General features: G+C 61.5%; 18 protein-coding genes. 5 read left to right on the forward strand and 13 right to left on the reverse strand.

The features are described from left to right. Nucleotides 1-19: 19 nt before the first annotated feature. The 13 genes from ASD87_RS02185 to ASD87_RS02245 form a co-directional block, all read right to left on the reverse strand. Complete coding sequence (locus tag ASD87_RS02185; RefSeq protein WP_056316528.1) at nucleotides 20-706, reverse strand: metallophosphoesterase; 687 nt, start codon at nucleotides 704-706, stop codon at nucleotides 20-22. Continuing rightward, nucleotides 687-1,721, reverse strand: a complete 1,035-nt coding sequence (locus ASD87_RS02190; RefSeq protein ID WP_056316531.1) for an ATP-grasp domain-containing protein — start codon at nucleotides 1,719-1,721, stop codon at nucleotides 687-689. Before ASD87_RS02190 ends, ASD87_RS02185 begins: the two co-directional genes overlap by 20 nt. Beyond that, entirely contained in the window at nucleotides 1,718-2,440 is a 723-nt protein-coding gene (locus tag ASD87_RS02195; protein WP_056316533.1) for a bifunctional 2-polyprenyl-6-hydroxyphenol methylase/3-demethylubiquinol 3-O-methyltransferase UbiG, read from the reverse strand. Before ASD87_RS02195 ends, ASD87_RS02190 begins: the two co-directional genes overlap by 4 nt. Further along, nucleotides 2,437-3,207, reverse strand: coding sequence for a WbqC family protein (locus tag ASD87_RS02200; protein WP_056316535.1), 771 nt, complete (start codon nucleotides 3,205-3,207; stop codon nucleotides 2,437-2,439). Before ASD87_RS02200 ends, ASD87_RS02195 begins: the two co-directional genes overlap by 4 nt. Then, on the reverse strand, nucleotides 3,188-4,321 hold the full coding sequence (locus tag ASD87_RS02205) for a DegT/DnrJ/EryC1/StrS aminotransferase family protein (protein ID WP_056316538.1): 1,134 nt from the start codon (nucleotides 4,319-4,321) through the stop codon (nucleotides 3,188-3,190). The genes ASD87_RS02200 and ASD87_RS02205 overlap by 20 nt, the downstream gene beginning before the upstream one ends. Further along, the gene (locus ASD87_RS02210) at nucleotides 4,318-5,541 is read right to left on the reverse strand and encodes a class I SAM-dependent methyltransferase (RefSeq protein ID WP_056316541.1); all 1,224 of its coding nucleotides are present in this window, start codon (nucleotides 5,539-5,541) and stop codon (nucleotides 4,318-4,320) included. The genes ASD87_RS02205 and ASD87_RS02210 overlap by 4 nt, the downstream gene beginning before the upstream one ends. Continuing rightward, entirely contained in the window at nucleotides 5,538-6,089 is a 552-nt protein-coding gene (locus ASD87_RS02215) for a dTDP-4-dehydrorhamnose 3,5-epimerase family protein (RefSeq protein ID WP_056316543.1), read from the reverse strand. Before ASD87_RS02215 ends, ASD87_RS02210 begins: the two co-directional genes overlap by 4 nt. After that, nucleotides 6,086-7,171 (reverse strand): CDP-glucose 4,6-dehydratase, encoded by a 1,086-nt coding sequence (gene rfbG / locus ASD87_RS02220; protein ID WP_174245457.1) that lies wholly within the window; start codon nucleotides 7,169-7,171, stop codon nucleotides 6,086-6,088. The genes ASD87_RS02215 and rfbG overlap by 4 nt, the downstream gene beginning before the upstream one ends. Then, nucleotides 7,162-7,935, reverse strand: a complete 774-nt coding sequence (gene rfbF / locus ASD87_RS02225) for a glucose-1-phosphate cytidylyltransferase (protein ID WP_056316548.1) — start codon at nucleotides 7,933-7,935, stop codon at nucleotides 7,162-7,164. Before rfbF ends, rfbG begins: the two co-directional genes overlap by 10 nt. Next, entirely contained in the window at nucleotides 7,932-11,240 is a 3,309-nt protein-coding gene (locus tag ASD87_RS02230; RefSeq protein WP_235512623.1) for a bifunctional class I SAM-dependent methyltransferase/glycosyltransferase, read from the reverse strand. The genes rfbF and ASD87_RS02230 overlap by 4 nt, the downstream gene beginning before the upstream one ends. A gap of 350 nt (nucleotides 11,241-11,590) precedes the next feature. Then, nucleotides 11,591-13,273 carry a flagellin gene (locus ASD87_RS02235; protein ID WP_056316553.1) on the reverse strand — a complete coding sequence of 561 codons (1,683 nt, stop codon included), beginning with the start codon at nucleotides 13,271-13,273 and terminating at the stop codon, nucleotides 11,591-11,593. Nucleotides 13,274-13,500: 227 nt separating this feature from the next. Then, a complete protein-coding gene (locus ASD87_RS02240) occupies nucleotides 13,501-15,102 on the reverse strand; it encodes a methyltransferase regulatory domain-containing protein (protein WP_056316555.1) in 1,602 nt (533 codons plus the stop codon). Nucleotides 15,103-15,282: 180 nt separating this feature from the next. Further along, nucleotides 15,283-16,038 (reverse strand): RNA polymerase sigma factor FliA, encoded by a 756-nt coding sequence (locus ASD87_RS02245; protein ID WP_056316558.1) that lies wholly within the window; start codon nucleotides 16,036-16,038, stop codon nucleotides 15,283-15,285. 426 nt (nucleotides 16,039-16,464) lie between these two features. On the opposite strand from ASD87_RS02245, the gene flhD reads away from it, so the two are divergent. From flhD to ASD87_RS02270, 5 genes are all read left to right on the forward strand, one after another. Further along, nucleotides 16,465-16,788 carry a flagellar transcriptional regulator FlhD gene (flhD, locus tag ASD87_RS02250; RefSeq protein WP_006219025.1) on the forward strand — a complete coding sequence of 108 codons (324 nt, stop codon included), beginning with the start codon at nucleotides 16,465-16,467 and terminating at the stop codon, nucleotides 16,786-16,788. Nucleotides 16,789-16,821: 33 nt separating this feature from the next. After that, nucleotides 16,822-17,400 (forward strand): flagellar transcriptional regulator FlhC, encoded by a 579-nt coding sequence (gene flhC, locus ASD87_RS02255; RefSeq protein ID WP_056316560.1) that lies wholly within the window; start codon nucleotides 16,822-16,824, stop codon nucleotides 17,398-17,400. Nucleotides 17,401-17,516: 116 nt separating this feature from the next. Then, nucleotides 17,517-18,386: a flagellar motor stator protein MotA gene (gene motA, locus ASD87_RS02260; protein WP_056316562.1), complete on the forward strand. Its 870-nt coding sequence runs from the start codon at nucleotides 17,517-17,519 to the stop codon at nucleotides 18,384-18,386. A gap of 11 nt (nucleotides 18,387-18,397) precedes the next feature. Beyond that, a complete protein-coding gene (motB, locus tag ASD87_RS02265; RefSeq protein WP_056316565.1) occupies nucleotides 18,398-19,393 on the forward strand; it encodes a flagellar motor protein MotB in 996 nt (331 codons plus the stop codon). After that, a complete protein-coding gene (locus ASD87_RS02270; RefSeq protein ID WP_056316568.1) occupies nucleotides 19,390-19,770 on the forward strand; it encodes a response regulator in 381 nt (126 codons plus the stop codon). Before motB ends, ASD87_RS02270 begins: the two co-directional genes overlap by 4 nt. Nucleotides 19,771-19,791 lie beyond the last annotated feature (21 nt).

The following is a 19,791-nucleotide window of genomic DNA, read 5'->3' on the forward strand; positions in this document are numbered from 1 at the left end:
GATCTTGATTCTGTGTGGTCTAGATGATTTTGACGCTGTCGACTCTTCCGCCGATCTGCGCGCCTTGGTAGAGGTTTTCATAGCAGAACGGCTCGAAGCCCGCGGCTTTCATGGCGGCAGCGGTTCGGTCGATGTCGTAGGACACCCGGTGCAGCATGACTTGGTCGGCATCGAGCGTCGCATAGGCTGCGCGATTGTCGCCGTCCCGTGGCTGGCCCGTGGACCCCGGATTGCAGTAACGTTGTTCACCGAAGTCGGCGAGCACCTGCACATGGGTATGCCCGGAAAACAGCAGGCGCACATCGGGCGGAATCTTGTCGCGCGATATCGTGTACAGATACTGGTCGCGGGGGTCTTCCGGGCCACCGTGTACGAATAAGCAGTCGTCTGCGCGGATGAAGTCGTGCGAGCCTTTCAGCCAGTCGACCTGGTCTGCGCGGAGTATGGCTTTCTGGTAGTTGATGATCTGGGTGACCACGCGGGAGCGCGGGCAGTTCTGATCAAGGGTGATGTAGCTGTCGTGGTTGCCCAGCACGTTGGGGGCGCCCAAGTCGCGCAGCAAGTCGATGCATTCGCCGGGTTGCGCGTAATAGCCCGCGACATCGCCCAGCGAGATGAATTGCGTGCAACCGCGCGCCGTCGCATCGGCAACCACCGCCTGCAGGGCGGGAAGATTGCCATGGATGTCAGAGAGTATGGCCAGCATGCGTGACGAAGTCCTCGGTGTACCGCCATGCCTTGCCCGCGGTGATGCGCGGCGCGGTTGGCTCCATTCCAAGCAGATACAGCTGTATCGCCATCTCGGCCTCGTTAAAGCCAAAGGCCGAGCGCAGTGAGTTGCTGCTGGAAAAGCGCGGGTTGATTTCCAGTAAGTACGCCGTGCCAGCTTCGACTCGAAACTGGAAGTTCGTGGGGCCCAGCGGCTGAAAATGCTGGCACAGCCTTTCCGTTGCGGCGCCGATGACAGCGTGTTCGCGCACGACTTCGGCCACAAGCGTGTTGCCCGCGCTGGACAGGCGCCGCCGAAAAATCAATGGCTGCAGCTGGCGTCCATCGCCCAGACCGAAGACGCCGACCGTATATTCTTCGTCGGCGCTTCCCACCACGCGTTGCAGCATCCACGGCGCGATGGCTTTCTTGCGCCAATAATCAAAGTCGGCCTCGTCCTCGAGCAGGACGATCCCGCGCGATCCATTGCCCCGGCGGGGTTTGAGCAGCAGCGGTGCCGGACCCAGTTCTTCGATTGCCTGCGCCCAGGAACTGGGGCGTGCCGAGGGAATTGCCGGGTATCCTATCGCGATCAGTTCCTGGCCAAAATCCCATTTGTCGGCCGTTGCGTGAATCAGCTCGGCATTGTTGAGTGCCAATTTGGCGTTAAGGGTTGAAAAAAACTGGCGATGCGCGTCCAGGAATGTCATGTCCAGTTCGAGCCCCGGCAGGATCAGATCGATACCATGCGTAAGGACGATGCGAGCCCAGTAATCGAGATAGGCCTGGCTGTCCTCGGGGGCATCCGGCTTTTGTTCAAAGGCGTCGCAAAGGCGTGGCCCCGGAGAGTTCGCGCTGCGATCGATGCCGATAATCCGCGGCGCATATCGGCTTTGCCGAAGGCTCTTTACGATGCCTTGCCCGATGATCGCGCCCACGCCGGTGACTGCCACCGTCAAACTGCGCATGGGGCGATCCGGCTGCCGCGGGGAGCCGATGTCGTTCGTGTTCATTGAACTTCCAGTTCCATCAGCAGCGCGACGCACAAATCCGGAAAGTCGACGCCCACCTTCAGCATGGCTTGAAGGTTGGCATCAAAATCCGGCAGCGTCTTCAGCACGTTCAACGGCAACGGCTTGAGGTAGATTCCCTCTTCGTGCGTGATGCGGTAACCCGCCTGGCGCACTGCCGCCCCGAGGGTTTCCCTGCAGTATTGTCTTTGATGACCCAGTGCGACATCGTTAGCATTCAAGCTGTAGATGTCATCGATAAGTCCCAGTTCCAGTCCCAGCCGGCGGTTCATCGATTTTGCGTTGGGCACGGCCACGTAGACTCGCCCGCCGGGTTCAAGGTATTCCCGATAACGCCGCAGGATCAGGTCAGGGTCTTCCACATGTTCCAGAATGAAGCCCATGACAATAATGTCGAATCGGCGGTCAGGGACAAAATCCTCGAAGTACGCTTCGACGATCTGGCCTTTGAAATCGGGCGTGTTCTGTTGGAACTGCTCGATCACCATGCTCGCGCCGTCGACAATGATGTGATTGTCCGACGCGGTTGCGAAGATGCGGGAGGTGTATCCGTGGCCAAGTCCCAACTCCAACAGCGAGCGGGCGCGGCCGAACCGATCAATGATCCGGTGGGGGTACCAGTTGAGAATCAGATTGTTCTCGATTTCCGTGGCGCCATTTGGCCGGTACTCGGAAGATACTGCGTTCAAGTCGTTTTTCATGTTTTGCCGGGTATGCGTTTGGCCCGGTCCAGAAATTCGCGCCATGGGCAGGTCTGCGTACCAATCTCCGCCGCGCCCGCGGGCCCACGGTTTGCGATCAAATCCAACGCGCTGACATAGGGCGTGAACTCACCGTGAAGCTGGGGATATGGCGTCAGTCCATAGTCCATATAAGAGACCGAGACGCCTATTGCCTCGAACGCTTCGTGATCGAGGTAATTGCGCGCGCCGTGCCCTGTCACGTATTTGTCGACGCCGAGGTTTTTGCAGAGATCGATCAACCGCTGCGTGCTCGCGCCCGGGATGTCCAGCGCCGAAGACCGCAAGATGCGCTTATTCTCCCCGAGGCCAGGAAAGTACCGGATCAAGGCATCCATCGAGGCCTGCGTCAGATCCGCTAGCGTCCTGCTTGGAAGCGCAAATACACTGTCGACGACATCGAGCATGTCGTTCTTGAAGGGAGCCGCGGCATATGCCTGCCGCAACTGCTCGAGGTGGCTGCGTTGCCAATTGGCGCTTTTGTCGAGCAGCACTTCATTGATGTTCTGGCCGAGTTTCTGCCCCGGCAGTGGAATCGTCAACCAGCGCGTTCCGTCCTTCGTCTTTATCTGTACACGGTTGCAGAATCCGCCGCGGGAGAATTGCACATCGTCGTAATAGACAAAGATGTCGCTACATCGGACCTGCTCGAGCATCCCGATCCATGGGAAATACATGGGTTGGGAAACTACGAGGCAGGTCTGCGACTTACGCGGGCCAGCTTCCATCGCGGGCCTCCGAATGCATTCGCCGTATGGTCGCCGCGACGCGATCGATGTCGTCTGAGGTCATGTCGTGGTAGCTGGGCAGATTGATCGCGCGCTGCGGGATGTCATAAGCGTTCACGTTGCGCGGGCAGGGGTCGAACATGGGCAGGCTCGAGAGCGGGTGGAAAAATACCCGTGCGTCGATGCCGTTCGGATTTAAAGCGTCTTGAAGGTGTTCGCGGGTGATGCCAAGCTCGCGTCCAAACACCGCAGTCGGCATCCAGTATCCGTTGCGCACGTGGGCGGGCTCCGGGTTCATGGTCACGCCCGGCAGGTCGCCCAGCGCTGCCCGGTATGCGTCGAACACCCGCCGTTTCCCGGCAATCAGCGCTTCGATGCGTTCCAGTTGCGCGCACCCGATTGCCGCCTGGATGTTTGACATCTTGTACTTGAATCCCAGCAGATCCGGCCAGAATTGCTTGGATTGCTTGGCGTGCCGGCCATGGTTCGACAAGGTGACCGCCGTCTCATAGAGCGCTGGGTCGCTGGTGACGAACATGCCGCCTTCCCCGGTCGTCAGCGTTTTCGTTCCGTGGAACGAAAAGGTGCCGAACACGCCCATGCTGCCCGCGCGCCTGCCGCGGTAGGATGAGCCGATGGCCTCGGCCGCGTCCTCGATCACAGGAATGCCATGCCGCTCGCCAATGGCAAGCAATCGGTCCATGTCGCAAAGATTGCCGTACAGGTGTACCGCCAGGATGGCTTTGGTGCGCGGGGTGATCGCCGCCGCGACCTGCTCGGGATCGATGCACCATGAATCGGGCAGGATATCGACGAAGACGGGTTTGGCGCCAAGGTGGACGATCGGTGCGGCGCTGGCGATCCAATTGGTATCGGCCATGATGACTTCATCGCCCGCTCCGATGCCCAGCGCGGCCATGCCGATGTGCAGGGCGCCTGTGCAGCTGGACGTGGCAATGGCGTACTGCGTGCCGATATGCGACTTGAAACCTTGTTCGAAGCGGCCGAGGTACTCGTAACAACGCTCGCCCCACCCATGGCGGGCCGCGTCAGCCGCGTATTCGACCTCCAGGTCCGTGATTGACGGCTTGGTGTAATGGATGCGAGCGTTCATCGTATTTCCAGGGTGGGCACCGCGGTCACGAACTTTCCACCCCAGTCTCGGATGTACGCGTTCTGGCTGACGATTTCATCGACGATGTTCCACGGGAACACCACCACGTAGTCGGGTCGCGCCTGTCTTAGCGCCGCGGGCGTCAGAACGGGAATACGGCTGCCGGGCAGATACTTTCCCTGTTTGTAGGTCGCGGCATCGCACACGAAGGACAGCAGATCCGGCTTGATGCCGGCATAGTTCAGCAGCGTGTTGCCCTTGGCGGCAGCGCCGTAGGCAGCGACGGACTTTCCCTCCCGCTTCTGGGCGATCAGGAATTCAATGAAGCGGTTCTTGATCTGTTCGACGCGGGATTGGAAGTCCAGATAAGCCTGCGGATCCTGCAATCCTCCGTGCGCTTCTGCCTGCAAGATTCGGGCGACCGCCTCGCTGTCCGCGCGTCGGTCCTCAGCATGGCATCCGTAGACGCGCAGGCTGCCTCCGTGGGTCGGCAGTTCCTCCACGTCCGTGATGCGCAACCCGCAGGCCAAGAATATGCGGCTTACGGTATAGAGCGACAAATACGAGTAGTGCTCGTGGTAGATCGTGTCGAACTGCGTGTGATCAAGCAGACGCAGCAGGTGCGGAAATTCGAGAGTGATGGTTCCGCCGGGTTTCAGTGCGGCCTTCATGCCTCGCGTGAAGTCGTTGATGTCGGGAACATGCGCGTAGACATTGTTTCCCGCGATCAGATCGGCCTGTCGTCCTTCAGTGTGCAGCCGTTTACCCAATTCGTGTCCGAAGAACTCGCGCAGGACCGGCACACCCACGGTCTCGGCGGCGTCGGCGGTACTGGCCGTGGGCTCGATGCCAAGGCAGGGGATACCGGCGGCCACGAAATTCTTCAGTAGGTAGCCGTCATTGGAGGCCAACTCGATAACGAGGCTTTGCGCGTTCAGGCCAAACCGCTGGATTGCCATGCCGCTGTAGCTGGCCGCGTGGGCAAGCCAACTTGCGGACGTCGACGAAAAATAGGCGTAGTCCTTGGTGAACAGCGCCTCTGCCTGCGTGTAGTCTTCCGTTTGCACGAGCCAGCAGGCATGGCAAACGCGAACCTTTAGCGGATAGTATGTCTCCGGCTTGGCCAGATCCTGCTCGGTCAGGTAGGCGTTGGAAGGCGGCGCCGCGCCCAGATCCACAAACGTCTGCTGCAAAGGGGTGGCGCAATGGCGGCACTTCATACTTGAATTCCTGCAAAATCGTCTGGGAGCTGCGGGTGCGACCTGTCTCTTTCCGACAGATCGATCGGCTCAAGCGGCCATCGGATGGCCAGCGCGGGATCGTCATGCCGCAGGCCGCCTTCGGCTGAAGGGGTGTAGAACGCGGTATGCAGATAGATCAGCTCGCTGTCCGGCTCAAGCGCCTGGAATCCATGGGCGCAACCTTCGGGAATGACCAGCATGCGAGCGGAGGCCATGTCCAGTTCCTGGGCGTGCGATTGCATGAATGTGGGAGAGTCCGCGCGCAGATCCACCACGACATCCCACACCCGGCCCCGGATGCAACGTACAAGCTTCATCTCGGCATGGGGCGGGCGCTGGAAGTGCATGCCTCTCACCGCGCCGGCGCGGCTTGTCCGGGAATGATTGATCTGGACGATCTGCCGCGAGCCCATGAGATCTGCCAGGCTTTGCGCGCAGAAAAGGCGTGTGAATGCTCCGCGCGAATCCGAAAGCGTGCGGGTTTCGACGACGAATACGCCGCCGAGGGGAGTCGGAATGATGTTCACGCCTGCACCCAATGGCAACCGGCACGTGCCGCTTGCTCGACATACTGCCGCAATTGCTCGGACGTGCTTGCCGAGCCTGTTTCATGGTGTCGGCGGTACCAATCGGCTGTCATCTCAAGGGCTTCGTCAAGCGGCAATGCCGGCCTCCATCCCAAGGATTGGCGCGCCTTCGCGCAGTCCAGCAAAAGCAGACCTGCCTCGTGAGGACCGGACGACGGTTGCGCTTTCCACGCCAGATCGGGCCAGTGCTGAGCGAGCCGGCCGAGCAACTCGGCGACGCTGCGGTTGTCTTCAGCTGCCGGGCCAAAATTCCAGCTTGCCGAAAACGCGGGATCGCCGGCCAGGAGCCGCTGGCCCAGCATCAGGTAGCCGGACAGGCAATCCAACACATGTTGCCAAGGCCGAGTGGCGGACGGGGACCGGACGTCGAGCGCGCGGCCGTCGTACACGGCCCTGACCAGGTCGGGAACCAGGCGGTCCTGAGCCCAGTCTCCGCCACCGATGACGTTGCCCGCGCGAACGCTGGCAATCAGCACGGGCGTGCTGGCGTTCCAGAATGATCTGCGATAACTGTCCACGAGGATTTCGCAGGCGGCCTTGGAAGCGCTGTAGGGGTCATGGCCTCCCAGCGTATCGTTCTCGCGGTATCCCCAATGCCATTCGCGGTTGGCATAGACCTTGTCGGTGGTGACGATCACCACGGCCCGCACGCTGGGCGTGCGACGGCATGCCTCCAGCACGTTCGCCGTGCCCATGACGTTCGTAGACCAGCTATTCAGGGGATCGCCATAGGACTCACGCACGAGCGTCTGCGCGGCCAGATGAAAAACGATCTCGGGCTGCGCCTGCGCCATGGCGCTGACGACGGTCTCGGCATCCCGGACGTCTCCGCGCAAGTCCGTGGTCCGGGTCCGCAGAAGATTCCAATGGTTTAACGGCCCGGAGGGCGCGAGCGACAAGCCGGTCACCTGTGCGTGAAGCTGGTCGAGCCACGCCGCCAGCCAGCTCCCCTTGAAGCCGGTATGCCCCGTGAGAAACACACGCGCGCCTTTGTAAGCGCCGCCGAAAGGGTTCAGGCCCATTTCTTCCACGGAGGATTTCCTTGGGCCCATAGCTGTTCAAGCTGGTTCTTGTCTCGCAGCGTATCCATCGGCTGCCAAAAGCCCAAATGCTCGTACGCCTGCAACTGGCCCTGACGGCTGAGCGTCTCCAAGGGAACACCCTCCCAGGGGCTATCGTCGTTTTCGATCAGCGACAGCACGCTAGGCGACAGGACGAAAAAGCCGCCATTGATCAGTCCGCCATCGCCACGCGGCTTTTCGGTGAAGCCGGTGACCAAGTCGCCCTCGCGGCGCAAGGCGCCATAGCGTCCGGGAGGCTGAACCGCCGTCACCGTCGCGGCTTTGCCGTGGCTGCGGTGAAAGGCGATCAGTTTGCCGATGTCGATGTCGGAAACTCCGTCGCCATACGTAAAGCAAAACGCCTCTTCTTCCTTGACATAGTCGGCGACGCGCTTCAGGCGGCCACCGGTCATGGTCGTTTCGCCTGTGTCGACGAGCGTGACACGCCAGGGCTCGGCCTTGCGCTGGTGCACTTCCATGCGATTGTCCGCCATGTCGAAGGTGACGTCGGACATATGCAGGAAGTAATTAGCGAAGTACTCCTTGATCATGTAGCCCTTGTAGCCGCAGCAGATCACGAAGTCATTCACGCCATAGGCGGAATAGGTTTTCATGATGTGCCACAGGATAGGGCGTCCGCCGATTTCGATCATTGGCTTGGGGCGGGCTTGGGATTCTTCCGAAATCCGCGTCCCCAATCCGCCGGCGAGGATGATGGCTTTCATGCTTTGGTCTCACACCATTGAGTAAACATTTTCCTGAGATCGGCCTCAAACCGCCGGGTGAAGCCGACTTCGTCCATGAGCGCGCTGTTCTGCATGTCCTGCCGCAGGTTTCTGCGGATGTCGGCCAACGCCGGCAGATCCGTTGCCAACGACACCGCCTTCTCGACATACTCGTCTTCGGTTTCGCAGATCCATTCCGGATGCCCGATAGTGCTGAGAATCGAGCTGCCCACGCGACCGACGCTGGGGCGGTCCGCCAGCGAGACGAATGGCACGCCCATCTGGATGAACTCCACCAGCGTGACGCCCGAATTGTGGGGAAAGCAGTCCAGGCCAATGTCGATGCCCCTGAGCACATCCCAGGGGGGGCTGTTGAAGCCGATCAGGAGCCTGTTGCGGCTAACGCCTTGCGCTTCGAATCGCGCCGCAAGCGCATCGGCCATGGCCGCGTCGCGGTAGCTGCCGCTGTTGATGACCAGGCGGGCGGAAGGCAACCGTCGCAGGATCGCGGCCCACGTCCGAATGGTGCGGTGGTTGATCCGGATCGCCCGGGACAATGTGCCAAAGGTGACGCCTTCGCCCGACAGGGCGGGAAGTTCGTTGACCGCGCCCATCGAGTCTCCGGGCCGGTACGGGCAGCCTGGCTTCAAGCGCCATATCTTTTCGGAGAAGAGATGTTCGCAGCCAACCGGGGCCATCACATCGTCCATGACGATGTAGTCAATGGCTGAAAGGCCCGTGGTGTAGCCATAACCCATCCAGGACAGCGACACCGGCGCGGGCTTGCGTGCGAAAACGCTAAGTTTGTTGCCTTGCGTATGGCCGGCCAGATCGATCAGGACGTCGATTCCGTCCGCACGAATTTTTTCTGCAAGCTCCGAATCCGTGAGCTTCAGGGTGGGAACCCAGTGGTCGAAATAGGTGCGCAGGCGCGTGGTGACCTCGTCTTCAGTATCCAGTTCCGCGTAGGCCGTTAGTTCAAATGCCTGCCGGTCGTGGTGAATGAGAACGGGCTCAAGGAAGTTGTTGCCGGAATGCTTGCGGAAGTCGGGGGAGACGTAGCCTATCTTCAGCCGCCGGCCCGCCATCTTCGGGTTCTTGTGTTCACGCCAGGTTTTCCGAAGCGGCACGCCCACGTCGCGATCATAGGCCCGGTAGGCATCGAAAATCTCCTCCGCCGTCTTGTCGACGCAGTAGTTCAACGTGAACATACGGTTGTTGCGGGCGGTTATGTCTTGAGGGAACCGGACCAGCGTTTCCTGGAGCACCCTTTCGGCGGCGCTGGCGTCGCCGGCGTCGATCAGCGTCTTTGCCAGATTGATCCATGCCTTGCGATGCATGGGATCCAGTGAAAGGGCGGTCCGGTTGCTCTCTTCTGCTTCCTTGTAGCGCCGTTCGGTCGCCAATCCACTTGCCAGCGCGGCATGTGCTTCCGCGCTGGCGGGCGCCAGCTCGACGGCGCGACGTCCGGCGGCGATGGATTCGGCCGTGCGTCCCAGGCGCGCCATGGCGACAGCCAGAACGATGTAGCTCTGGGCGTCTGCGGGCGCAAGCTCGATCATGCGCATGGCGGGCAGTACCGCCTCGGGCACGCGCCCCGTGCTAAGAAGCGTTATGGCCAAGGCCTCCCACGCATCCCAGAATTTCGGCGCGGTCTTGGTCAGGCGCCGAGCTATGACCTCGGCCTCCAGGTAAGCCTGCCGCGTCATGAGTTCGTGCAATTGCCTGGCCTGGGGGATGATGGCCGGGCCGGGATTGGGCTGGTGCCCACTTTGGGTGAGTAGCCCGGCCTGCAGATTTCGAAGCGCCTGGGCAACGACATACAGCCCGAACACGGGCGCCTTGCGATTGGTGTCGACCAGTACCGCATGGAGCAGGTTGAACCATGCCCGGGACGACCCCTCGGCCAATCCGCAACGCTTTATCAGCGCAAGCGTCGACGCGACTTCGCCTAATTCCACCGGCGTTTCATTCAGCTTGGCCTGCTGTGGCGCAAGGCCGGCAGCCATGGCGCGCAGGATGGCCGCCTGAGTGTCGGAGATGGCCAGGCGGACCCGTTCATGCCACAGATTGAACGTCGGCCAAGGGACGGCGGGCTCGGCCTGCTTTTCCAGGTCGAGACAAGGCAATAGTCGCAGCGGGGCGTCGTCGGTCCGCTCGTAGGGACTTGTTTCCAGGCAATAGTGCAGCAGATCCTCTTCAAGCAACTGCCGCAGGCATTTTTCCAGCGCCTTGCGTCCCGTGGCGTCATCCCACTGGTTCTTGTGCAGCAATACCGCCAGCAACGTCGTGTAGGGCAGCGAAGCGGGCCACGCGTGGGACAGTACATCCACCACGGCGATCAAGTCGGCATCGGCGGTGGTCAGGCCGCGGTCCAGCCCGTTGACATAAGTGACGCCGGGCTCGGGCCTGTTGCCAGCCAGCCGCGTCAGGCCGGACGCGAAACGTAGGTGCTGCAGGCGGGTCAGATCGGGCTGAGCCAGGATGTCGCCAGCCCGATCCTGCACAACCCAGAGGCATTGCCGGAAAGCCCGGCCCGTTGCGAAGTCCAGATATTGCTGGCGAACGGTGGCCGGCTGCCCCATGGTCAGCAGACTGTGATTGAGGGATACGCCTTGACCGAAATTGAGCGGAATCTCGCTCAGGGGCCTGGCGTCGCCGACGTAAGCCAGTCCGGCTGTTGAGGCGCGCCCGGCAAGTTCGACGAAGTAACACCCGGTGTTGGCCAGGGGGTTCCGTTGTGGGCCGGCAGTGGCTGGACCGGCGACCAGGGTGCTTTCAAAATGCGCCGCGGCAGCCGCAAGCTGGGAGCGTTGCGGGTTGGAGGCTGACATGCCGTCCTTGAACAGCGCCAACGCGGCCAGCGCGCTTTGCTTCAGTTCCGCCTCCGTCTGTGCCGCATGCCCGTGAAGCATGATCGCGTCGCGGACAACGTCCAGGCTTTTCGCGCCCGGATACACGGGGCTGTCCAGATACAGCAGCCCTTTCGGAGACAGCAGGTTGGCGCAGACGGTCAGCAGCTCTTGCGCGCTGTCCGGCGGCAGGTACCCATACAGCCCGCTGACAATGATGTAGTCAAACAGCCCCAGTTGAGTGCCCAGGTCGCCCGGGTTGCCTACGCACAGGGTCAGGTTGGTCAACCCCATGCCTTGTGCGACCGCTGCGCCCTGCGCGATGAGCGCTTCAGAGGGGTCGACGCCCACCGCCTGTGCATCGGGATAGGCCATGGCGAATGGCAACAGACCGTCGCCCGAGCCGCAACCTAACGCCAGAACCCGGGCCCGATCGAGCGGTGCCGTTTCCACGCCATACAAGTGCGCGGTTCCGCGCAATCTCGTGGGGGACAGGCAAGGGGTCAATGGCCCAGGCTCTGCGACGGATAGACAGTGGGAAGAGACCAAATAGGACATGTGGCAAGCGGGGTAGGGGCGAAACGGGACGATTCTGTGGCAAGAATTTTACGAATCGCCCGGGCTGTCCATTCTTAGAATCAGCGTCGGAAATCGCCACCAGTTTGGGGCAAAGCCTGCTTGCTGCGGCCCAAACGAAAAAAACCCGCCGAAGCGGGTTTTTGAGGCATCCAGGATCGTTGCGAAGGACGATCCTGTTTTCCTGGACGGGGAAAGCCGGAGCTTCCCCAGCCGTCTGTGCTGAATTAACGCAGCAGCGACAGAACGGTTTGCGGCACTTGGTTGGCTTGCGCCAGAACCGAGGTGCCAGCCTGTTGCAGGATCTGAGCCTTGGACATGTTCGACACTTCCGTGGCGTAGTCGGCGTCTTGAATACGCGAACGAGCGTTGGAGAGGTTGTTGACCACGTTGTTCAGGTTGGCGATCGTCGATTCCAGACGGTTCTGCACAGCACCCAGTTCGCCGGTCAGCTTGTCCAGCTTCGTGAAGGCGGCGTCCAGCGTCTTCATCGGGTCCGAGGTCTTCGTACCCTTGCTGGTGTCTTCCGTCGTCAGGTTGCCGGCGCTGTTGACCTTGGCTTCTTGACCAATCTTGGGAGCGTAGTCGCCGGTGCCCGTGCCGCTCTTGACCGTGACCGTGCCCGTGTTGGGATCGACCGAGTAGTTGGTCGTGTAGGTCTTGGTCGTCGTGAACGTGCCCTTGTCGTCGACGTACGTGTTGGTCGATTCGCCGGCGGTGAATGCCAGCGAGGCGCTGGTGATGCCGCTACCGATCTTGATGGTGACGTCGCCAACGGCGGCGTTGGCGTTCACGGAGGCCAGCAGCGCGTCGCTGCTGATCGTGTTCGTGAAGGTCAGTTCGTCGGCGGTGCCGGTGTTGGCGTAAACCTTGCCACCCAGGGAAACCGACGAGGTGCCAGCACCGCCCGAGCCGTTGGCGGCCGCGGTGAACACACCGTCCAGCGTGGCGGCGGTACCGCCGGCGCTGTTGGTCGTCAGGTTGTTGTCGGTGTCGAGGTAGGCTTGTTGGCCGCCGATGGTGATCTTGCCGGTGGCGTCGACTTCAAACGAAGCCGTGGCGCTGCCGGTGTTGGCGTAGGTGCCCTTCAGCGTGCCGGTGGCGGGCTTCAGCGAGTCAGCCAGCGAGGTCACGGCGGCAGCGTCGGAGGCCGAGGTGTCGGTGAACGTGAAGTTCTTGTTGGCGGCGTCGTACGTGTAGGTGATGCCCGAGGTGGCATCGCTCACGGTGTTGCCGTTTTCCAGCTTGCCGAAAACCTGGTCTGCCTTCACGGCGGCGTGCGTCGTGGTGACTTGCCATTCGTTGGCGGCAACGGTCGTGCCACCAGCGGCTTGCAGGTCGGACACGGTAGCCGAACGGTTCTGGGTCACGCCCGAGCCGTTGACGTTGAAGCCGTCCAGACCCAGGGTCTTGACGCTGATTTCGGTCAGGTTCAGGGTGATGGTTTCACCGTCGTTGGCGCCGACTTGCAGCGTCAGGGGCTTGGCCGAATCCGACAGAACCTTCACGCCGTTGAAGTCGGTTTGTTGCGAGATGCGGTCGATGTCCGACAGACGTTGGTTGATTTCGTCTTGCATCGAGTTCAGCTGTTCTTGCGAGTAGCTGCCGTTCGAAGCTTGCACCGACAGTTCGCGAACGCGTTGCAGGTGGGTGTTGACTTCCGAGGCGGCGCCTTCGGTCGTCTGAGCCAGCGAGATGCCGTCGTTGGCGTTACGAGCGGCTTGGGTCAGGCCCTTGACGTTCGCGGTGAAGCGGTTGGCAATGGCCATACCGGCGGCGTCGTCCTTGGCGCTGTTGATGCGCAGGCCCGACGACAGGCGTTCGATGGCGGTACCCAGGGAAGATTGCGACTTGTTCAGGTTGTTCTGAGCAACGAGCGACAAGTAGTTGGTATTGATGACTGCAGCCATGTTTAGGCTCCCAAGAGAGAAAGGCTTCTTCAAACCGGGCAGCGGGGCCGCCCATCTTTGTAACGGGAAGAACTCTTTGACTTGTGTCTTCGAATTTCTCCGTTGCCAGGATTACGGCACTCCAAAATCAATCTTTAGGTTTTTTTTTTGGCAATCGTAAATTTGGCCGATGGACGCCTGGTTTTCCTGCCGGCGCCCTATGGGCGAGCCGGCAGGGGGCACGGCACTCAGTTCAGCAACAGGCCGCTGCGGCGCAGTTCAGCCAGAAGGGAATTCAAGAATTCCTGGGCGACGGGCTCCAGATTGCGGGCGCCCTTATACGATTGGCCATTCGGATGCGGATGCTTTCCGGTCGTCAACGCATCACGCACGGCGCTGCGCAGCTCGGTCGCGCTTCGGGATCCGTCCATCAGGGTCATGATGTGCCGGCTCAGCGGATCGGTCGGCGGCGTCACGCCCTGGTGCCAAAGATTGTGCAGGCTGACCTGTGTGTTCTGGCGGGTGGCTTCGGGCAGCAGATCAAGGACGCCCGCGATGAGCGACGGTTTGGATTGCGGGGCCTGGTATTGCGCAGGCTCAAGGCGGTAGTGCAGCGCATTCGACTGCACCAGCGCGATGACATGGGCCAGCAACGCTGCTGTCATCTCGTCCTGCGTGGCGGCGGGTGCATGCTTGCTCGCGGCCTCGCGGATGGCTTCGAACGACACCGACTGCGGCCAGGACTGGCCCAGCAGGTCCATCAGCGTATGCGCAATCGGGTCGTGCGACGTCAGTGTCGCGCCCCGCGCCGTGAGGTACTGCCGTTGCTGCGCAGGCGCCGCGGCGCCGGCCTGCAGGCGCAGGTCGGCCGCCAGGTGCATGCCTGTGAAAGCGCTGCCCTCCGGCTGCTCAAGGATTGCGCCGGCCCGCTCGGCGTGAATCAGCAGGCTCTTGCGGAACGAGCGGCCGATGGCGAAGTCCAGATACTGTTCGCGCATCTCGCGGCCGGCGTTCACTGCCAGCCCATTCAGGCCCAGCGCAACCCGAGAGCCATACGTCGAGGGAAAGGACAATTGCGGTTCGGCATCCGTCAGGTAGGCCAAGCCGGCCTGCTGGGCTGCGGCGGCAAACTCCAGGAAATAGCAGGGCGTGTTGACGGCTTCCAGGTATTCGTGAAGCAGGTAGTGGTCGCTTTGCCCCCGCAACTGCTGGGCGGAATGCCGCAGCGCCGACTGCAAGGGATTATTTTCCCAAAGGCCGTTTTCAATCAGGTTCAGCATGTCCTTGGCGCGCGCCACCTTTTCTTGCGGCGTTTGCGCCCCGAAACTGTTGAGCATCATGGCGTCGCGAAGGACATCCGACGCCTTCCAGCCCGGGTAGGTGTTGTAACTGATATAGGCGATGCCCTCGGGCGCGAGGTTCTCCCTGCAGATGCGCAGAATCGCGTCGCGCACTTCCGGCGGCACCCAGCTGAAGACGCCGTGGCAGATGATGTAGTCGAACGTGCCGAACTCGGGCGTGATGTCCGTCAGGCTCATGGCGTGCAGATCGAGATTGCGTGCGCCGGCGGCCTCTGCCGCGCGCTGGCCCGCTTCGATCTGCTGGGGCGACAGGTCGACGCCGACCGCGCGGGCGTCGGGATACGCTATCGCGAACGGCAGCAGATTGCCCCCCGCCGCGCAGCCGAGTTCCAGCACGCGCGCGCGATTCAATTCAGGTGCGGAAATGCCATACAGATGCGCCACGGCGCGCAGGCTGCCGGGCGCCGTGTAGGAAAACGGCAGGGAAAGATAGGGGGTTTCGTCGTAGGCGTCAGAAATGGCCTGCGTCAAGCGGTCGGGTGCGCTCATGGCGAAATTCCGGGAGGGTCGTGGTGCACTGCGAGGCTCTCGCGGTTCGCGGCGCACAAGTTTGTGGGCTAGACCGAAAGGCTAGCAGCCCCGTTGCGACCCGGAAGGCATGAACAAGGTCCGATTTTCCCCCTGAATCCGTGCCGGCTGAAAATCGCCCCGATTCCGCGGCCGGGAAAATCAGATGATCTGCGCGATCTGCCCTTCCTGCGGCAATTCCTGCCAGGCCTGATCTTTCAACCTTGCGCGTATCCGCGCCGTCGCCTGCGACCTCAATTGGCACACCCGCGCCTCGGTCACATTCATGATCGCGCCGATTTCCTTCAGGTTCAGCCCTTGCTCGTAACACAGCGACAGCAACAGCTTTTCGCGGTCGGGCAGGGCGTCGATGGCGTGAACCAAGGCCTGCCGGAAGTCGCCGGCCAATAGCGAGTCCAGCGGATTGCCGCTGGGCGCGCCGTGATTCAACGTGGCGGACCAGTCCGCCTGACCCGATGCCGAATCGGGCTCGGTGGTGAAGTCTTCATAGTGAACGATCTGCACGCCTTGCGCGTCGTGCAGCAGCGTCTGGTATTCGTCCAGCGGCAGTTCTAGCTGCTTGGCGATCTCGGCTTCAGTCGGCGCGCGCATCAAACGCTGTTCCAAAAACTGGATCGCCTGTTCGATCTTGCGGGCTTTCGTGCGCACGCTGCGCGGCAGCCAGTCCTGGCCGCGAAGCTCATCGAGCATCGCGCCGCGAATGCGCGTCGTGGCGTAGGTCTCGAACTGAGCGTCCGCGGTTTCCTGGTAACGGCGGACGGCGTCGAGCAGGCCGATCATGCCGGCCTGTATCAGGTCGTCGAGTTCGACGCTGGCGGGTAAACGGGCGAGCAATTGCAGGGCCAGCTTCCGAACTAGCGGCGCATATTCGACCAGGCTGTCATCTGCGTGGGGCATTGCGGGAATTCTGGCGGAGTCGATCGTGAAGCGCGGTCGATGTTGTCAATTTGCGACATTGTCGACAAGCGCGGCTACGGTAATGCGGGCGAATCTAGGGAATCGTCAAGATGGCATTGTCGGCAATGGGCGGCCGTTCATTTCAGGAAGTACGCAACGTTTTGAATGCTTATTTGGCAAATTGACCAAAATTTGTCACGAACTTGTATGTCAAGGTGTGTCTAGAAAGGCACGTTGCGCAACATCAACAAAGATTTGTCATATAAGTCATAGAAAATGACATGACCTGTGGTAAATTTTACTTAAATTGCGAACAAATGATACATTTCGCATTAAAACAGGATGCAGCGAGCGGACAGGTAACACACGTTGCCTGCGCTATGAGTAATCAAGCCCCTCGGGTGGGATAGGGATAGGGAGTACGGCGTGCAACAAGTAGAAAATTCTTTGCTGGCAGATATTCGCGAAGTGAATCTGTCATATTTGTTACTGGCTCAGCGGATGTTGCGTGATGACTATGCCGCATCGATGTTCCGCCTGGGGTTCAGCAATGAAGTCGCTGACATTCTCATGCGCCTTTCGCCGGCGCAACTGGTAAAACTGGCCAGCTCCAGCTCGCTGCTGTGCCGCTTCCGTTTCGATGATTACAGCCTGCTGTCGGCGCTGACCCATGATGTATTGGGTGGTGCGCTGCAACAAGCCCACGCCACCATCCTGCTCGCCAAGCAGCCTGTCGAAGAACTGGCCTGACGGCCCGCGAATCCCCACTCGGACACACCTGTCATGGCCTCCAAGAGCGTTTCCCAGGAAGCGGACGACATCCTGCTTGCCAGCTCCATGATTACGCTGGGCGCGCGCCTCCAGGTGCTTGAGGCTGAAACCAGCCTCAGCCACGATCGCCTCGCCCGCCTGTATCGCGAGATCCGCGGCTGCTCGCCACCCAAGGGCATGCTGCCTTTTTCGGTCGACTGGTTCATGACCTGGCTGCCGAATATCCATTCCTCTCTCTTCTATAACGTGTATTCGTTTCTGAATACGCGCACCACCAGCAAAGGCATACGCGCCACCATCGACGCGTATCGTCTGTATCTCGAAAACGCGGGGCAGGAAGCCGCGGATGCTGAGCCCGTCCTGAGCTTTACCCGGGCGTGGATGCTGGTGCGATTCTTCGACAGCGGCATGCTGCAGCTTTCTGCGTGCCGGCAGTGTGGCGGCCATTTCATTGCCCATGCCCATGATCCCCAATCGGATTTTGTGTGTGCCATCTGCCGTCCGCCACCCCGCGCGGGCAAGACGCGCGCGGCGGCCAAGGCACGTGCCGGCACCCGTGCAGCCCCCATTGCGACCGCCGCTCCGACCTGATCGGGCGTCCAAATACATCAAAAGCCCTGGAAAACACCCCCTAACCCGCCTTTTTGGGGCAGGGGGGACAGGGGATCATTGACGCAAGTTATAGACTTCGTTGGCAGGGGCCCGTTGTGTTGATTGTTATCGGTTTTCTTGTGGTGATCGTGTCGGTCGTCGGCAGCTTCATAGCGCTGGGCGGGCACATGGGCGCGCTCTACCAGCCCTTCGAGCTGACGCTGATCTTCGGCGCGGCGTTCGGGGCTTTCCTGGCGGGCAACAGCAAGAAGTCGCTGATGCTGGTCAAGAAGGCGCTCCCCGACGCGCTCAAGAGCTCGCGCTACGGCAAGGACGTCTACATGGAGCTGATGGCGCTCCTGTATGTATTGCTGAACAAGGCGCGCCGCGAAGGCCTGATGGCCATCGAATCGCACATCGAGGATCCGGGCTCCAGCCCGATCTTCAGCGAATATCCCCGCATCGCCAAAGACGAGAAGCTCATGGAGTTCATCACGGACTACCTGCGCATCATGATCAGCGGCAACATGAGCTCGTTTGAAATCGAGACGCTCATGGACGAGGAAATCGAAACCTACCGCCACGAGCGCGAAGTGCCGGCTCATGCGCTGCAGCAGATGGCCGACGGCTTGCCCGCGTTCGGTATCGTGGCCGCAGTGCTGGGCGTGATCAAGGCGCTGGCGGCCGTGGACCAGCCGCCCGCCATCCTGGGCGACCTGATCTCCAAGGCCATGGTCGGCACGTTCCTGGGTATTTTGCTGGCTTATGGTTTCGTCGGTCCGCTGGCCTCCCGCGTGGAGCGCCGCACGGACGAGGCCATGAAGGTGCTTGAGTGCATCAAGACGACGCTGCTGGCCAGCATGAACGGCTATCCGCCTCAGCTTGCGGTGGAATTCGGCCGCAAGGTGCTGTTCTCGGCGGTCCGGCCCACCTTCGGTGAGCTGGAAGAGCACGTGCGCCAGACCAAGTCGACCGGCAAGGCCTGACGGAGCGGGCCATGAGCACGGTAAATAATCACCGTGTGGTGATCCGCCGCAAGAAGGTCAAGGGCGGCGGGCACCACGGGGGCAGCTGGAAGATCGCGTACGCCGACTTCATTACGGCGATGATGGCGTTCTTCCTGGTGATGTGGCTGGTCAGCATCGTGCCGAAGGAAGAACTCAAGGGGATCGCGGAATACTTCCGCATGCCGCTGCGCGTCGCCATCACGGGCGGGCCCAGCAGCTCGGCGGAAACCAGCGCCGTGCCGGGCGGCGGGCAGGATCCGTTGCGCAGCGAAGGCGACGTCCGCCGCGGCCAGGGCAACCGGGTCGAATCCCAGCCCATGGGCGACGCCGAGCGCCGCGAGCAGCATCGCCTGGAAAACCTCAAGAAGCGCCTCGAGAACGTCATCGAGACCAGCCCCGTCCTGAAATCCTTCCGGCCGCAGCTGCTCATCGACCTGACGACCGAAGGCCTGCGCATCCAGATCATCGACAACCAGAACCGCCCGATGTTCGCGACCGGCCGCGCCGAAGTGCAGCCGTACATGCGCGACATCCTGCGCGAGCTGGGGCCGGTGCTCAATGAACTGCCCAACAAGGTCAGCATCTCGGGTCACACCGACGCGTCGCAGTATGCGCGCGGCGAGCGAGCCTACAGCAACTGGGAGCTTTCGGCCGACCGGGCGAACGCCTCGCGCCAGGAACTGGTGGCGGGCGGCATGAACGAAAGCAAGGTCATGCGCATCCAGGGTCTGTCTTCCAGCATGAGTCTGGTTAAAGATGATCCGTATGCAGCCGTTAATAGACGCATCAGCCTGGTGGTGCTCAACCAAAGCACCCAGAAGCGCATCGAGAGCGAGAACGCCGCAGCCGCGGATTTGAGCGCCAAGGATGCGCGCGAGGTGGGGACGGCCGTGCAGGCGGTGCAAGCCGCCAGCAAGGCCGCAACGGCAACCAAGCAGGGCGAGGCGGTGAACACCCCGCCCGCTGAAGGGGTTCGACAGCAATGACGGCAACGATACTCGTGGCGGACGATTCCACGACCATGCGGATGATCGTTCAGGCGACGCTGACCGGCGCAGGCTGGAAGGTGTTGACGGCCTGCAATGGCCAGGAAGCGCTCGAGGTGGCGATGGCCAACCCGGTGGACCTGGTCGTCAGCGACTGGAACATGCCTGTGAAGGGCGGTCTGGAGTTGATCCAGGGGTTGCGCGAAGAGGACCGGTACATGGATGTGCCGGTGCTGGTGCTGACCACCGAGGACGACGTGGACAGCAAGATGGCAGCCCGGGATCTGGGCGTTTGCGGCTGGCTTTCCAAGCCGGTGGATCCCGATGTGCTGGTGGAATTGGCGACCGAGCTGCTCGACGAGCAGGCCGGCGCGTAGCAGGTTCATTTAGAAAGGCGT

This window comes from Achromobacter sp. Root170 (assembly GCF_001428165.1).
Taxonomy (GTDB): domain Bacteria; phylum Pseudomonadota; class Gammaproteobacteria; order Burkholderiales; family Burkholderiaceae_B; genus Achromobacter; species Achromobacter mucicolens.